This window comes from Rhizobium sp. P1_C7, assembly GCF_056406295.1.
The window spans coordinates 110120-124382 of sequence record NZ_JBFUAL010000002.1; the positions used below are offsets into that span (position 1 = coordinate 110120).

The following is a 14263-nucleotide window of genomic DNA, read 5'->3' on the forward strand; positions in this document are numbered from 1 at the left end:
TTCACGCGCGGTCACGAGTGCCGGAATGGTCCCTCGGTCTTGGACGGCTCGTTGGGCAGGCTGGACATCGTCAGGTGCAGGATTTCCGTGATGGAGGGAGCGCGCGCGTTCGCCGGCGTAGCATCTTGCGCGCCCTCGACCGGCTTTGCCAATTGCTCATAGACAAGGCGGCTGCGGTCGAGCGCCAGGAATTGAAGCGGCACGATTTCCAGCCAGCTTGCCGCCGTGGCCGGCGCGATGCAGCCGAGCACCTTGTTGCGGTGTCCCTCGTTGGAACGAAGCGGCAGAAGGATGATTTCGAAGCCTGTGCGGTGACCGGCGGTGCTGTAGCCGGTCACGTTGAGCAGGGTGGGGATGGCGTGCTCCATGACGCCCATGGCGGTCCGCTCGATGTCTTCATGGCCGTGCGCCCAAAGTTCCGACAGGCTGGAGCCGCCAAGATCGCGGCCGAACAGATCACAGATCCGGGTACCCGCAAGGCGAAACGTGACGTGGCCAGAGTTGCTGAGCTCAAGCATGAAGAGACTGGCGAGAATATGGCGGACTTCGTTCGGCTCTATCTGAGTTCGCAATGGCGCGATTTCAGCACCACGAATCCTGTTCCAATAGTCGAAGATGTCGATGGTGGCTGCGAGGCGCATAGCGATGCCGATCTGTTTCATTCTGGTTCAAACTGCGGCCGTCATGGTCGCCCTACAGTGGTCCATGCGTTTTTCATGCCAGACGGCGGCAGTTAAGGTTAAGGAATGGTTTCGGTTGAGAGGGGTCAGCCACCGTGCAAGTATCAACTCATCGCTTCCTGATGGGGAAGTTCAGCACAAATTGTTCGGGCACGAGGTCATTCTCGGGGAGTGCCCGGCAGGCCGTTCGGCTCAATGCCGAACGGCTTTTTTTTTGATCATTCGTCCTGTAAGCCTGTCGCCTAATCAAGTGAGGATCGACATGGACGATTCGCTCGAGCCTGAAGCGGCCATGGGCCCCCAGGCGAAGCCGCCGAGAACGCCCGTTTTCAATCTTCCCGGCGTCGTGCTGGCATCCCTTGGGTTGCTGGCGGCCATCTATGTCGCGCAGGCTCTCCTGCTTTCGGAAAACGCCATCGACTGGCTGTTTTTCAATTTCGGCTTCATTCCGCTGCGCTACGTAACCTTGCTATCCGAGCAGGGACCGCAGCTATTCTGGTCGCCGATCACCTATTCGCTGCTGCATGGCAGCCTCGAACATATACTCTTCAACGGCCTCTGGCTGATGGCGTTCGGCGCACCGGTTGCCCGCAGGATCGGAACGCTCCGCTATCTTCTGTTCTGGGTGTTGTCGGCGATCACCTCCGCGGCGCTTCATGCCGGCTTGAATTGGGGCGATACGACGGTGCTGATCGGAGCCTCGGGCGTTATTTCGGGCCTAATGGGGGCCGCCTGCCGCTTTGCGTTCCCGTCGGAACGGCGCGTGCCAAGGCCCGCTCACCTCAATCCGAGGCTTTCGATCCCGCAGGCGTTTCACAGCCGCACGGTCGTGATGTTCATGCTGTTCTGGTTCGTCGGCAATATTCTGATTGCAGTTGGCGTTCCGCTGATGGGCAACGGCTCCCAGCCGATCGCCTGGGATGCGCATATAGGCGGCTTCGTTTTCGGCTTTTTCCTCTTCGATCTTTTCGACCGGCACCCGCCCGAGAGACCGGAGACGCCGCAGGAATCGGATATGTTGCAATCCTGATGATTGAAGTGCACCATTCGAACTGATCCGCGTTGGGAGGAGAGACCGTCGTGGATGCCTGTGATCAGCTGAAGTATTTCGCTTTCGACATAGGAGGTTAAAATGTCCAATACAGTCAAAGCCATACTCGATGGAAAAGGAAGGGATGTCGTCACTGCCGGACCGCACACAACTGTTTCCGAAGCGGCTGTGATTCTCAGCAAGAAGAAGATCGGCGCCATCGTCATCGTCGGGATGGAGAACAAGATCTCGGGAATTTTTACGGAGCGTGACGTCGTCCATGCCGTCGCCAAGGCGGGCGCAGCGTGTCTGGATCAGCCGGTTGCCTCGCTGATGACCTCGAAGGTCTATCGCTGCAACGAAGGCACGACGGTCAACGAGCTGATGGAACTGATGACCAGCCGTCGCTTCCGCCACGTGCCTGTCGAAGCAAACGGCAAGCTGGGCGGCATCATCTCGATCGGTGACGTCGTCAAGACGCGCATCGCTGAGGTCGAACGCGAGGCCGAGGAAATCAAGGCTTACATCGCAGGTTGAAAATAACGCCGGCTCGTTAGCCGGAGCCGGCGAACAACTCCTGCATCCGCTTCAGTTCCGGAAGCCTCATCTTGGCTTCCTCGTAGCCGCGCTCAATGGCTTCGCCGGCGCGGTGAAATTCCGAAAGACCGATGTCGCCGAGGCGTGGCTGGAGCGAAACATCCGGCGGATCGCCGGCAAGTCGCGCCCGCGCAATCCTGTCCTGGATGATGTTGAACGCCTGCACCATTACGCCTGTCATTCCGAGCTTTGCGTAAGGCGCGTGTTCCTGTTTCTGGACCTCCGAAGGCGTCAGGCTGGCGTTGTGCCGGACGACGGCGGAACGGCCGTAGATATCATAGTTGAGATTGACGGCGACGACGAGCGGTTGCTCGTAGGCGCGGCAGACCGAGACCGGAACCGGGTTGACGAGCGCCCCATCGACCAGCGTACGGTGGTTGCTGCGGATCGGCTCGAAGATGCCAGGCAGCGCATAGGATGCGCGCAGCGCCGTGATTAGGGAGCCGTTTGCGATCCACACCTCATGCCCGGTGTTCACCTCAGCTGCAACGGCGACGAATGGACGGTCGAGATCCTCGACGTTTAAGCCTTCCAGATGCTCCTGCATGCGCTTCGTCAGCCGCATGCCGCCGAACAGGCCGCTGCCGCCGATCGTCAGGTCGAGGAGGCTGGCGATACGGCGCATCGTCAGCGAACGGGCAAAGCTCTCAAGTTCGTCAAGCTTGCCGGCGAGATAGCAGCCGCCGACCAGCGCGCCGATCGACGTGCCGGCCACCATGCCGATCTCGATCCCCGCCTCATCCAGCGCGCGTAGCACGCCGATATGTGCCCAACCGCGCGCTGCGCCACCGCCGAGGGCAAGCGCAAGCTTTGGAAATTTGGGTGCGGGGGGAGGAGGTAGAGGTTTCATGTCAGGGGATGAAGGGGTACCAGAGTCTGAAATGCCCGTCTCGGAGCTTTGACGGTTCAAACTCCAGGTCAACATGGCTTTCTCCCTCCTGGCGGAACACTCAGGTGCCGATATTAGTGTCCCGTTTCCCTTTCAAATTGGTATATGGCCGTTGTTGCCGGTTCAAAAAGACACAAGTTTCAGCTTTTTGGATCTTTTCCGTAAACTTCATGCGGATCGAACTGCATTTCGTCATCCGCGATCTCCAGCATCGGCTTCCCCTCTTCGAGATTGATGGTTCGGTAGAAGCAGGAGCGACGGCCGGTGTGACAGGTGGCGTCGTGTCCGGCGACCTCAACCTTGAGCCAGATCGCATCCTGGTCGCAGTCCGTGCGGATTTCCTTGACTGTCTGAATGTTTCCAGACGTTTCACCCTTGATCCAGAGCTTGCCACGCGAGCGACTGAAATAGTGGGCCTTCTTGGTCTGGATTGTCAGCGCCAGCGCTTGTGCGTTCATGTGCGCCACCATCAGCAACTCGCCGTCATGCACATCCGTCACGATCGCGGTGATAAGGCCGCGATCGTCAAAGCGAGGCGTGAAATCGCCGGCATCCTCGAGTTCGGATTTGTCGTCGGAGGGTGCATTGAATGCAAAGGGCATATCGCGGCTTTCTTAAGCGAAGCCGGGATCAGCGGCTCCGCACCATGGTCATGAAACGGGCTTGGTCAGCCGGCTCAGTTTTAAACGTTCCAGTAAAGGTTGTCGTCAATGTGGTCGAACCTTGCTTTTGCACGCCGCGCATTGCCATGCACATATGTTCGGCCTCGATCAGCACCGCAACGCCGCGTGGCGCCAGCGTGTCGTCGATCGCTCTCGCGATCTGAGCGGTCATGGTTTCCTGTGTCTGCAGGCGGCGACCGTAGATTTCGACGACGCGGGCAATCTTGGAAAGCCCGAGCACCTTGCCGTCCGGCATGTAGGCGACATGCGCCTTGCCGATGATCGGCACCATGTGGTGCTCACAATGAGAGAAGAAGGGAATATCCCTGACGAGGACCATGTCGTCATAGCCGGCGACCTCTTCGAAGGTGCGGCCGAGAACATCCTCCGCGTCCATGTCGTAGCCGGCGAAGAGTTCGCGATACGACTTGGCAACGCGTGCCGGCGTGTCGAGAAGACCTTCGCGTGACGGGTCGTCGCCTGCCCAGCGAAGCAGGGTGCGAACGGCGTCTTCCGCTTCCTTCTGGCTCGGGCGGCCGGAATCGAGCGCGGTTTGCGGAAAATTCTTTACGATGGCGTCCATATGCAACTGTCTCCTGATCCGCACCGCGGATCGTATCTCGGACTGGCCGCTGGCAATCCCATTTACGGGAATTGTGCACCTTTGGCAGGCTCCGGGGCTTTCAGGCCTTGATTTGCGGCCCTTCCGGCACGGTTTCCCAATCAAACTTACACGAGGCCATTGCATTTTTATGGCCTGCGAACGACATACATATAGGATAACGGCCTCTCTATGTAAGTCTCCCAGCACGACACGCTGTGTTTTTGTTTGTGCTACAATGGCCGCTGAGACGCCAATCCGCATATATTCTGGAGCGGAATCTACGATGGACGATATCTATAACAGCAAAATCCTCGAATTTGCCGGCAATATTCCGCTTATCGGCACTTTGCAGGATGCAGACGCAAGCGCGCAGGCGCACTCCAAGCTCTGCGGCTCCAAAGTAAGGATCTGGCTCAAGATGGATTGCGATACGGTCACCGCCTTCGCCCAGGACGTAAAGGCCTGCGCGCTCGGGCAGGCGTCCTCCTCGATCATGGCGCGTAATGTCATCGGCGCCACCTCGGACGAATTGCGCAAAGCGCGTGAAGATATGCTCGCAATGCTCAAGGCGGACGGCGAGGGGCCGCAGGGGCGGTTCGAAGACATGCGCTATTTGCGCCCTGTCAAGGATTATAAGGCGCGCCACGCCTCCACAATGCTGACCTTCGACGCCGTCGTCGATGCCATCGGGCAGATCGAAGCCAGGCGTACCGAAACCGTCGAGGCTTGAGCGGCGCGAGCGATGTGCGAATTCTGTTCCATACACTACGACGACGAACACGACGAGGGCGGTGCTGCCGAGTCGCCCCGGCACAATCCTCTCCGGCGGTCGCGCAACTACTCCGGACCTTTTCGCAAGACGCCGGATCGACTGCTGGGCATGGGCATCATTAGAACCTATCAGCTGATACTTTCGGGCTTTGTCGGCAATTCCTGCCGGCACATTCCAACCTGCTCCGAATACGGATATGAAGCCATCGCGCGTCACGGTCTCTGGGGCGGAGGATGGATGACGCTGTTCCGCGTCGGCCGCTGCGGACCGGGCGGCACCAGCGGGCTCGATCCTGTGCCCGAGCACCTCGGCGAGCGCTTTCACTGGTGGACGCCATGGCGCTACCTTGCGCTTGGGCGCAAGGTAGGTTGACGGCGTGCCAATCTACGTAGCGCTCCTGCACAGCATCGTTCTGGCGCCCGGTCGCCGCGTGGTCATGGCCGACTTTCGCGACATGGCGGAGCGGATTGGATACCGCAATCCCCGAACACTGGTCTCGACGGGCAACCTAATCTTCGAGGCGCACTATGCGCCGGTCGGGAAAATAGAGGCGAAACTCGAAGCCGCTTTCAAGGCAAAATTCGGCAAGCCAGTGGATATCATCGTTCGCAGGGGCGCAGAGTGGCTTGATCTTGCCCGGGCCAACCCGTTTCCGGACGGCGAGGGCAGCCAGGTCATCGTGCGCGTGATGCGAAATCCGCTCGGCAGCGCGGCGCTCGATGCGCTTCGGAAATACGCCGATCCGAATCAGCGACTGGCGATAATCCGGGGCGATCTCTGGGTCGATTTTGCCGGCAAGCCGAGCGAATGGAAGCTGCTCTCCGCGCTGACGACCAAACGCATGGGCGTTGGCACGTTGCGCAACTGGAACACGGTTCGCGGGCTTGCAGAAATGCTCGGCTGAGCCGTCTTTTTCTTTACTAGAGCACCAAATCTGGCTATCAGGCGGCGGCGCATTCGTACGGACGAAGCGCTTCAATGCAACCACCCGCATTCGTTGGCGGGACTGGACAAGGAGAATTCGAAATGTCCCAATCCGTTTCCCTGACATTTCCCGATGGTTCCCAGCGCAGCTACGATGCCGGCGCAACGGGCAGGGATGTCGCTGAGTCCATTTCCAAGTCGCTCGCCAAGAAGGCCGTCGCCATTGCGATCGACGGCACCGTGCGCGACCTTGCCGACCCTGTCACATCAGGAAAGATAGAGATCATCACTCGCACGGACAGCCGCGCGCTGGAGCTTATCCGGCATGACGCAGCCCACGTGATGGCCGAAGCCGTGCAGGAACTTTGGCCGGGCACGCAGGTCACGATCGGCCCGGTGATCGAGAACGGATTCTATTACGACTTCGCCAAAAACGAGCCCTTCACTCCCGACGATCTTCCCAAGATCGAAAAGAAGATGAAGGAAATCATCGCCCGCAACACGCCGTTCACCAAGCAGGTATGGTCGCGCGAGAAAGCGAAGGAAGTCTTTGCAGCCAAGGGCGAGCAGTACAAGGTCGAGCTCGTCGATGCGATCCCGGATGGCCAGGATCTGAAGATCTACTATCAGGGCGACTGGTTCGACCTTTGCCGCGGTCCGCACATGGCCTCGACTGGCCAGATCGGCACGGCCTTCAAGCTGATGAAGGTTGCCGGTGCCTACTGGCGTGGCGACAGCAACAACCCGATGCTGACCCGTATCTACGGCACCGCTTTCGCCGAACAGGCAGACCTCGACAGCTACCTGCACATCCTCGCCGAAGCCGAGAAGCGCGACCACCGCCGACTCGGCCGCGAAATGGACCTGTTCCATTTCCAGGAAGAGGGCCCAGGCGTCGTCTTCTGGCACGGAAAGGGTTGGCGCATGTTCCAGACGCTGACATCCTACATGCGTCGCCGCCTCGCCGGCGACTACCAGGAAGTCAACGCGCCGCAGGTGCTCGACAAGTCGCTCTGGGAGACCTCCGGCCACTGGGGCTGGTACCGCGACAACATGTTCAAGGTCACGGTCGCCGGCGACGACACCGATGACGACCGGGTCTTCGCGCTGAAGCCGATGAACTGCCCCGGTCACGTGCAGATCTTCAAGCACGGCCTGAAGTCCTATCGCGAGCTGCCGATTCGCCTTGCCGAATTCGGCACAGTCCACCGCTATGAGCCGTCGGGGGCTCTGCACGGACTGATGCGCGTGCGCGGCTTCACGCAGGACGACGCGCATATCTTCTGCACCGACGAGCAGATGGCCGCCGAATGCCTGAAGATCAACGACCTCATCCTCTCGGTCTACGAAGATTTCGGTTTCAAGGAGATTGTCGTCAAGCTTTCGACCCGTCCCGACAAGCGCGTCGGCTCCGACGTCCTCTGGGATCGCGCCGAAAGCGTGATGATGGACGTGTTGACGCAGATCGAGGCGCAGTCCGGCGGACGCATCAAGACCGGCATCCTTCCGGGCGAAGGCGCGTTCTATGGGCCGAAGTTCGAATATACGCTGAAGGATGCGATCGGCCGCGACTGGCAGTGCGGCACCACGCAGGTCGATTTCAACCTGCCGGAACGCTTCGGTGCCTTCTACATCGACAGCAATTCCGAAAAGACGCAGCCTGTCATGATCCACCGTGCCATCTGCGGCTCGATGGAACGATTCCTCGGCATCCTGATCGAGAACTTCGCCGGGCATTTGCCGCTCTGGGTTTCCCCGCAGCAGATCGTCGTCGCAACGATCACCTCGGAAGCCGACGGCTATGGCGCCGAAGTTGCTGAAGTGCTGCGCGACGCCGGCCTCAACGTCGAGACCGACTTCCGAAACGAGAAGATCAACTACAAGGTCCGCGAACATTCGGTCACGAAGGTTCCGGTGATCATCGTCTGCGGCAAGAAGGAAGCTGAGGAGCGCACGGTCAATATCCGTCGTCTTGGCAGCCAGGAACAGACCTCGATGTCGCTCGACGAGGCGATTGCGAGCATGTCGCTCGAAGCAACGCCGCCGGACTTGCGCCGCAAGGCCGAGGCGCGCAGGGCGAAGGCTGCCTGAGGCAGCACGTCATATGCCAGAAACAAAAGCGCCCGGTCCTAGCGGCCGGGCGTTTCCTATTGATGACCACGACTGCAAGGCTGATGCTGAGGGGTTGGGACAGCACGGGCGGCCTGGCCGCGCGTCCCTTCCTCAGTCGGAGTCTTCGCTGTTCGGCGTACCGCCTTGGAGTTGATCATAGGAGGGAAGGGGTGCCTGCTGCTGCGGTTGGCCAGCCTGGGCTTGGCCCTGCTGCTCTGGCGGAATCTGCTGTATCGTCGCCGCCGCGGCCGTTGGCTGCTCCGGCTGCGCGTCCTTCATCAGAACCTCGACGTCGGTATTCTTGCCTGCCTCGACCTTGAAGTCGCGCTGGTAGATCTTGTCCTTGTTGCGGGCGACCGCGGAGTATTCGCCTTCGGCAAGCACCATCGTCGGGAATGCGCTCACGCTTTCGCCGACACTGTCGCCCGCCGCCGTCAGGATCGACCACGCCGTATCGGCAATCGCTTCGCCGCCTTGTTCGGAAACGAGCTTGAAGGTGATCTGCGCAGCCTTATGCTGGATCGTCGCTTCGGTCAGCTTCCCGGCCTCGACCTGAATATCGGCCCGGACGGAGGCATTGGTTTCGCCGTACTCCGACACGACGTGGTAGGTGCCCGCGTTCAACCGGACCACCGTGTTGGGCGGCACGTCGGCCATCACCAGTCCGCGCTCGCCATCGTCGCGCACGTCGGCCGAGTAGATGGAGAAGCTGAGCTGGTCGGGGCGAATTCGGACGTCGGAGCCTGAGACGGCGTTGAGCAGGAGGCCGCCGGCTTCCAACACCATCGTCTGCTTGTCGACCTGACCGCTCTCGGGAACTGTCAGCTTGCGGGTAACGCCTGCGCGGCCGAAGGAAACGTTGACGAAATAGTCGCCGGCGGCGAGCTGGAAGTCAGCCGAGCCGCCCTGAGAACTGGCAATCAGCGGCAGCTTGCCGTCGTTTCCTGCAATCGGGCTGAACACGTACCAGGACAGCCCGTCCTGAACGGCGTCGCCATTTGCGGTGAGCTTCGCCTCCAGCGAGACCGCGTGCAGCTTCGAGCCTTCAGGCGCGGTTCCCGGCGCGATGAAGGCGTTGAGTTTCGGCATCTTTGCCGTGGTGTCGAGCTGGTTGAAATCGTTGAAGGCGTCCTGTGCTCCGGCGCCCAGGGGCATCACGGTGACCAACACCACGGCAAGACTCAAGCGCGCGAAAGGCAAAATGCCGGGCATGTATTTGTGAACCAATTGACATCTGAAATCACAGAGGCCACTTCAAGACCAACGCGATGGCAAATTCAAGACCCATCCCCCACACTGCGGCGAAAATGAAAGATTCTTCCCTATGAGATCCGATATCAAGCTGATCGACTACCTCGGCGTGCGCCGCTCCATCCCCGCCTTTCAGATGTCCGAGCCGGGTCCCGAAAAGGTTGAAATTGAAGAAATTCTGCGCCTTGCCTCCCGCGTGCCCGACCACGGGAAACTTGCGCCCTGGCGCTTCATCGTCTATCGAGGAGAAGAACGCGCCCGTATCAGCGAGGAGCTTTTGAAACTCGCGCTCGCGGCAAAGCCGGAGCTCTCCGATGACATGGTTCAGGTGGAGCGCACCCGCTTCACGCGTGCGCCCGTCGTTGTCGCCGTTGTCAGCAAGGCCGGACCGCACATCAAGATCCCCGAGTGGGAGCAGCTCATGTCCGCCGGTGCTGTCTGCCTCAACATCATCTTCGCGGCGAATGCCCATGGCTGGGTCGCCAATTGGCTCACGGAGTGGTTCGCCTACGACGAGCGCGCCTATCCAGTACTCGGTGTCCAGCCGGAGGAAAAAGTTGCCGGGTTCATTCACATCGGCTCGACTGCCGTGCCTGCCGTCGAGCGTCCACGTCCGGAGCTGACTCAGACCGTCAGCTGGGTCGGTGGAGACGACTGATGTTCTACACCACCGATACAAACCGGCATGGCCTGGCGCACGACCCCTTCAAGGCGATTGTCTCGCCACGCCCGATCGGCTGGATCGGCAGCAGGGGAAGCGACGGTTCGCTTAACCTTGCGCCGTACTCGTTCTTCAACGCCGTCTCCGATCGGCCCAAGCTGGTGATGTTTTCCTCCAGCGGGCGCAAGCACAGCCAGCGCAATGCGGCCGAAACCGGCGAGTTCACCTGCAATTTCGTCAGCCGGAACCTTGTGGAGCAGATGAATATCTCTTCGGCGGCTGTGCCCTACGGCGTTGACGAATTCGCGTTGTCCGGCCTGACGGCGAAGAGTGGGGAGCTCGTGGCCGCGCCCTACGTCGCTGAAGCCTTCGCCGTGCTGGAATGCAAGGTCACCGATATTCTGGAGCCGAAATCGCTCTCTGGAGAGCCCTCCGAGAATGTTATGGTTTTCGGCGAGGTCGTCGGCATCCATATCGACGAGGCGATCGTTCACAACGGTCGTCTGGACATGGCGCTTGCGCGGCCCGTGGCACGCCTGGGCTACATGGACTACAGCGACAGCAGCGCGGTCTTCGAAGTGTTCAGGCCGCAGGTTTGATTTCCCGCCTCGGGAGTTAATGAACATGGTGAACCAATCATAAACTTTTTGCCGCTACCGTAATCTTCAACGATTGGAGTGCGATGGAGTCGCGCTCGAGCATTGGGGTTGGCGGTGATCGTAGAAGCATTTCTTCGTTGGGTGGAGACCGCCAAGGCCGGGGATCGGGCGCGGGCGGCAAATGCCCTCGGCCGAGCCTATCTGCAGTCGGAAATGTCTCTCGACGAACGCAAGGCCGCCGAGATGGCGATGACCTTTCTGCTCGATGATCCGTCGCCAAAAGTTCGTCTGGCTCTTGCCGAGGCAATCGCCTGGTCTCCGGATGCGCCGCGCGCCATCATGCTCTCGTTGGCTGGAGACCAGCCTGAAATTGCCTGCCACGCCGTGACCTGTTCACCGCTTCTGTCGGACGCCGATCTGGTCGATCTGGCCGCCCGCGGTAGCTCGCTGACGCGCATGCTGATTGCTGCGCGCGCTGCAATCTCGCGCCCTGTCTCGGCTGCGTTGGCGGAAATAGGCGAGGAAGAAGAAGTTCTTTGCCTTCTGGAAAACGAGGGAGCGGCCATCGCTCCATGCTCGCTAAAGCGCGTTGCGGAACGGCTCGGCTGCTGCTGCGATATTCGCAACCTGTTGCTCGACCGTCACGATCTGCCTGCCGACGCGCGCCAGCTGCTGACACAGCACGTGAGCAACGCCCTGATCAATCTGCCTCTGGCGCAAGCTGCGATCGGCACAGGTCGCCTGCAGCGCATTGCACGCGAAGCGACTGAGGCTGCGATCGTCTCGATTGCGGGAGAGATTGCGCCGAGGGAGGTTTCCGACTTGGTAGAGCATCTCCGCATCAGTGGCCGGCTGACACCATCGTTCCTGATGCATACGCTTTGCTCCGGCAAGGTGGAGTTCTTCGCCGGTGCCGTCGTCAATCTCACCGGTTGCGACGAACGTCGTGTCCGCTCGATCTTGGCGACAGGACGCACGCACGCCGTGCGCGCGCTCTACGAATCCGCCGGCCTTGCCCGCGAGATCAGCGTTGTCTTCGTCGAGGCGACGCTCCTCTGGCGCGAGGCGTCGAGAAAGACATCCGGGACGGTGCTCGCCAATGTCTGCGGCCGTCTTCTCGACACTTTCCGCCACCGCGATAGCGCCCATGCTGCGGTTCAGGAGCTTCTCGAGATGGTCGAGAAGCTCCATGTCGCCGAACAGCGCCAGTCCGCGCGGGGCTATGCGCAGACGACCTCGCTCGCTGCGGCCTAGTGGCCGAGACGCTTGACGACCCAGGAGTAGCTTCCGGATACGAAATGGACCGGCGTTGCGAGCGCCGACTTCATTGCGTTTCCTGATGGCAGATGTTCACGCACCCGTGCGGCCATCCGATCGGCAACACCCGAAACGCCACCCTCCGCTTCCGTTTGAACGGGAGTCGCCGGAACGGACGCTGCGATTTTCGGCTGCTCCGGAGCAGAGGCGAGCTTTGGCGGCTCGCAGACGGCGATCACCGTCGGGTAGCTGATGCTCGTATAGGGCCTCAGTTGTTTTTCGGACTCGGCGTTGCACATCGCGACACTGTCCCAGTGCTTGTCGACTGTGGCGACGTAGTTGCACTGCGTGACCGAGTCGTTGCATCCGAGAATGGTCATGGCGATAAGCACCGCTTGCATATTCTTGCCTTTGCAATATTGAATTGCCCTCTTAGAGAACGCAATTTCAACCGAAAGAAGGCTGTCTGCATGAACTTGGCTCATGCGGGCGTGGGTTTTTTCGAACGCTGCAGGAAAACGCCTTGTCTGTCTCAATTGCGCTGGAAACGCCGCGCCAGGAAGGCGTCATTCGCCTGCTCGACTTGTCTGATGCCTATGCGCAGTCGCTCTATCCGCCAGAAAGTAACCACCTCGTCGATCTTTCGACCCTTGAGAAACCCGGCGTGAGCTTCTTCGTCGCGCGAAATGATGGCGAAGTTATTGTCGGCTGCTGCGCGCTGGTTGAGGCAGGAGACGGCACGGCCGAGATCAAACGGATGTTCGTCGATCCGCAGGCACGGGGCCTGAACGTCGCGAGCAAGCTGATGACTGCGCTTGAAGCGCGCGCGTTGGACAAGAAGCTGGTTGCCGTCCAGTTGGAGACCGGCATCTACCAGCCCGAGGCAATCGGCCTCTATCGCAAGTATGGCTATGTCGAAATCGAGCCGTTCGGCAGCTATCTGCCCGATCCGCTCAGCATGTTTATGGAAAAGCGGATGAGTTGATCAGCCTTCCGCCGCGCGCTGGGTTGGCGGAGCCTGCTCGTCGATCATGACTTGCGGGCCGATCTCGCCTTTCTCCGCGTGGCGCACCTCGTGCATCCACTCGCGCCAGATGGCGACAAGCAGGGCCATGAGCACCGGGCCGATGAACAGCCCGAGGAAACCCATGGTTTTAACGCCGCCGATCAGACCGAAGAACGTGGGCAGGAAGGGGAGCTTGATCGGACCGCCGACAAGTTTCGGACGCAGCGTCTTGTCGACGATGAACAGCTCGACCGTTCCCCATATGAACAGACTGATACCTGCCACGTGGGAGCCGCTGGCAAGCAGGTAGACGGAGACGAGCGTGAACGACAGCGGCGCGCCGCCCGGTATCAGCGCCATGATGCCCGTCAGCACGCCAAGCGTTACGGGCGAAGGCACGCCCGCGATCCAGTAGGCGACGCCAAGTACGATACCCTCGCCGATCGCGATCAACGTCATGCCCATAACCGTCGAGCTGATCGTTGCCGGCACGACTCGAGAAATCCGCTCCCAGCGGTTGGGCAGAATGCGCTCGCCGAGCATGTCGATCTGGCCGGAGAAGGACGCACCGTCGCGATAGACGAAGAAAAGTGCGATCAGCATGAACAGCAGCGTCAGCAGCAGATGGAAGGCTCCCCCGCCCGCCGCCAGAAGAGCACGATAGATGCTGCCGATATTGGCGCCGCTGATCGCTTGAATGAACTCGCCCATTGTGCCGGGGCTGCCGATATACTTGCTCCAGAGTTCGTCGAGGTACGGACCGGCCAAGGGCAAGGCGACGATCCATTGCGGCGTCGGCGCGCCGAATCGGTTGGCGTGGATGAGCCAGGCGACCCAATCGCGCACTTCTCCCGTGGTGTAGCTCACCGCGAGCACAATCGGGATGATGAGAAACGTGACGATCAGCACGATCGCGATCGTCGCCGCGATCGTCGTATTGCCGCCGACGCGATTGAGGAGCTGCCGGTAGAGCGGCCAGCTGGCGAAGCCGATCACGAGTGCCGCAAGCACCGGTACGGCGAAGCCGTAGAAGAAATAGACGCCGGCCGCGACGACAAGGATCAGGAGCCACCGTGCAGCCGAGATCGACGGGATCAAGGGCGTGCGCGCAGGAGTGGATGGACCGAGCCATCGCGACTCTCTCTGGGCGTTGTTGTGCGGAAGGCTCACGTCGTTTTTTTCCCCTTTTTATTGTCTAAGGATATGGGCCATGCATCTC

17 protein-coding genes are annotated in these 14263 nt (G+C 60.5%); 10 read left to right on the top strand and 7 right to left on the bottom strand.

Translation table 11 applies throughout. The features are described 5' to 3' along the window. Positions 1-11 precede the first annotated feature (11 nt). Positions 12-662, bottom strand: a complete 651-nt coding sequence (locus AC1D2R_RS03640) for a PAS domain-containing protein (RefSeq protein WP_477964863.1) — start codon at positions 660-662, stop codon at positions 12-14. Between the two features lie 280 nt (positions 663-942). Between AC1D2R_RS03640 and AC1D2R_RS03645 the strand changes: the two genes are divergently transcribed. Next, positions 943-1710: a rhomboid family intramembrane serine protease gene (locus AC1D2R_RS03645; protein ID WP_477964865.1), complete on the top strand. Its 768-nt coding sequence runs from the start codon at positions 943-945 to the stop codon at positions 1708-1710. Between the two features lie 102 nt (positions 1711-1812). Next, a complete protein-coding gene (locus tag AC1D2R_RS03650) occupies positions 1813-2247 on the top strand; it encodes a CBS domain-containing protein (RefSeq protein WP_477964867.1) in 435 nt (144 codons plus the stop codon). A gap of 16 nt (positions 2248-2263) precedes the next feature. On the opposite strand, the gene AC1D2R_RS03655 is transcribed toward AC1D2R_RS03650, so the two are convergent. The 3 genes from AC1D2R_RS03655 to folE form a co-directional block, all read right to left on the bottom strand. Then, positions 2264-3232 (bottom strand): patatin-like phospholipase family protein, encoded by a 969-nt coding sequence (locus AC1D2R_RS03655; RefSeq protein ID WP_477964869.1) that lies wholly within the window; start codon positions 3230-3232, stop codon positions 2264-2266. A 104-nt stretch (positions 3233-3336) separates the two neighbouring features. Beyond that, positions 3337-3798 (bottom strand): phosphoribosyl-AMP cyclohydrolase, encoded by a 462-nt coding sequence (gene hisI / locus AC1D2R_RS03660; protein ID WP_477964871.1) that lies wholly within the window; start codon positions 3796-3798, stop codon positions 3337-3339. Positions 3799-3826: 28 nt separating this feature from the next. Further along, positions 3827-4441: a GTP cyclohydrolase I FolE gene (folE, locus tag AC1D2R_RS03665; RefSeq protein ID WP_113000491.1), complete on the bottom strand. Its 615-nt coding sequence runs from the start codon at positions 4439-4441 to the stop codon at positions 3827-3829. Between the two features lie 304 nt (positions 4442-4745). On the opposite strand from folE, the gene AC1D2R_RS03670 reads away from it, so the two are divergent. The 4 genes from AC1D2R_RS03670 to thrS all read left to right on the top strand — a co-directional run bounded on the left by AC1D2R_RS03670 (position 4746) and on the right by thrS (position 8249). Next, positions 4746-5192: an iron-sulfur cluster assembly scaffold protein gene (locus tag AC1D2R_RS03670; protein WP_477964873.1), complete on the top strand. Its 447-nt coding sequence runs from the start codon at positions 4746-4748 to the stop codon at positions 5190-5192. Between the two features lie 12 nt (positions 5193-5204). Beyond that, complete coding sequence (gene yidD / locus AC1D2R_RS03675) at positions 5205-5606, top strand: membrane protein insertion efficiency factor YidD (protein ID WP_477964875.1); 402 nt, start codon at positions 5205-5207, stop codon at positions 5604-5606. A 64-nt stretch (positions 5607-5670) separates the two neighbouring features. Further along, a complete protein-coding gene (locus AC1D2R_RS03680) occupies positions 5671-6138 on the top strand; it encodes a DUF1697 domain-containing protein (protein ID WP_477965387.1) in 468 nt (155 codons plus the stop codon). 122 nt (positions 6139-6260) lie between these two features. Then, on the top strand, positions 6261-8249 hold the full coding sequence (gene thrS, locus AC1D2R_RS03685) for a threonine--tRNA ligase (protein ID WP_477964877.1): 1989 nt from the start codon (positions 6261-6263) through the stop codon (positions 8247-8249). Between the two features lie 132 nt (positions 8250-8381). Here thrS and AC1D2R_RS03690 read toward each other — a convergent pair whose 3' ends face one another. Then, the gene (locus tag AC1D2R_RS03690; protein ID WP_477964879.1) at positions 8382-9482 is read right to left on the bottom strand and encodes a hypothetical protein; all 1101 of its coding nucleotides are present in this window, start codon (positions 9480-9482) and stop codon (positions 8382-8384) included. Positions 9483-9594: 112 nt separating this feature from the next. Here AC1D2R_RS03690 and AC1D2R_RS03695 point away from each other — a divergent pair, with 112 nt between their 5' ends. The 3 genes from AC1D2R_RS03695 (at position 9595) to AC1D2R_RS03705 (ending at position 12035) form a co-directional block, all read left to right on the top strand. After that, positions 9595-10179: a nitroreductase family protein gene (locus AC1D2R_RS03695; protein ID WP_477964881.1), complete on the top strand. Its 585-nt coding sequence runs from the start codon at positions 9595-9597 to the stop codon at positions 10177-10179. Further along, a complete protein-coding gene (locus AC1D2R_RS03700; RefSeq protein ID WP_477964883.1) occupies positions 10179-10781 on the top strand; it encodes a flavin reductase family protein in 603 nt (200 codons plus the stop codon). The genes AC1D2R_RS03695 and AC1D2R_RS03700 overlap by 1 nt, the downstream gene beginning before the upstream one ends. 114 nt (positions 10782-10895) lie before the next feature. Then, a complete protein-coding gene (locus tag AC1D2R_RS03705) occupies positions 10896-12035 on the top strand; it encodes a DUF2336 domain-containing protein (protein ID WP_477964885.1) in 1140 nt (379 codons plus the stop codon). Here AC1D2R_RS03705 and AC1D2R_RS03710 read toward each other — a convergent pair. Further along, positions 12032-12439 (bottom strand): hypothetical protein, encoded by a 408-nt coding sequence (locus AC1D2R_RS03710; RefSeq protein WP_477964887.1) that lies wholly within the window; start codon positions 12437-12439, stop codon positions 12032-12034. The genes AC1D2R_RS03705 and AC1D2R_RS03710 overlap by 4 nt on opposite strands. Positions 12440-12561: 122 nt before the next feature. On the opposite strand from AC1D2R_RS03710, the gene AC1D2R_RS03715 reads away from it, so the two are divergent. Then, positions 12562-13023, top strand: a complete 462-nt coding sequence (locus AC1D2R_RS03715) for a GNAT family N-acetyltransferase (RefSeq protein WP_477964889.1) — start codon at positions 12562-12564, stop codon at positions 13021-13023. On the opposite strand, the gene AC1D2R_RS03720 is transcribed toward AC1D2R_RS03715, so the two are convergent. Beyond that, a complete protein-coding gene (locus AC1D2R_RS03720; protein WP_477964891.1) occupies positions 13024-14214 on the bottom strand; it encodes an AI-2E family transporter in 1191 nt (396 codons plus the stop codon). It lies immediately after the preceding gene. Between the last annotated feature and the right edge of the window lie 49 nt (positions 14215-14263).

Excerpts from the sequence above, each read along its gene's own strand:
- folE (WP_113000491.1), bottom strand. The coding sequence starts at position 4,441 with ATGGACGCCATCGTAAAGAATTTTCCGCAAACCGCGCTCGATTCCGGC.
- AC1D2R_RS03670 (WP_477964873.1), top strand. The coding sequence starts at position 4,746 with ATGGACGATATCTATAACAGCAAAATCCTCGAATTTGCCGGCAATATT.
- AC1D2R_RS03700 (WP_477964883.1), top strand. The coding sequence starts at position 10,179 with ATGTTCTACACCACCGATACAAACCGGCATGGCCTGGCGCACGACCCC.
- yidD (WP_477964875.1), top strand. The coding sequence starts at position 5,205 with ATGTGCGAATTCTGTTCCATACACTACGACGACGAACACGACGAGGGC.
- AC1D2R_RS03650 (WP_477964867.1), top strand. The coding sequence starts at position 1,813 with ATGTCCAATACAGTCAAAGCCATACTCGATGGAAAAGGAAGGGATGTC.
- AC1D2R_RS03710 (WP_477964887.1), bottom strand. The coding sequence starts at position 12,439 with ATGCAAGCGGTGCTTATCGCCATGACCATTCTCGGATGCAACGACTCG.
- AC1D2R_RS03640 (WP_477964863.1), bottom strand. The coding sequence starts at position 662 with ATGAAACAGATCGGCATCGCTATGCGCCTCGCAGCCACCATCGACATC.
- AC1D2R_RS03645 (WP_477964865.1), top strand. The coding sequence starts at position 943 with ATGGACGATTCGCTCGAGCCTGAAGCGGCCATGGGCCCCCAGGCGAAG.
- AC1D2R_RS03690 (WP_477964879.1), bottom strand. The coding sequence starts at position 9,482 with ATGCCCGGCATTTTGCCTTTCGCGCGCTTGAGTCTTGCCGTGGTGTTG.
- thrS (WP_477964877.1), top strand. The coding sequence starts at position 6,261 with ATGTCCCAATCCGTTTCCCTGACATTTCCCGATGGTTCCCAGCGCAGC.
- AC1D2R_RS03680 (WP_477965387.1), top strand. The coding sequence starts at position 5,671 with ATGGCCGACTTTCGCGACATGGCGGAGCGGATTGGATACCGCAATCCC.
- AC1D2R_RS03655 (WP_477964869.1), bottom strand. The coding sequence starts at position 3,232 with ATGTTGACCTGGAGTTTGAACCGTCAAAGCTCCGAGACGGGCATTTCA.
- AC1D2R_RS03695 (WP_477964881.1), top strand. The coding sequence starts at position 9,595 with ATGAGATCCGATATCAAGCTGATCGACTACCTCGGCGTGCGCCGCTCC.
- hisI (WP_477964871.1), bottom strand. The coding sequence starts at position 3,798 with ATGCCCTTTGCATTCAATGCACCCTCCGACGACAAATCCGAACTCGAG.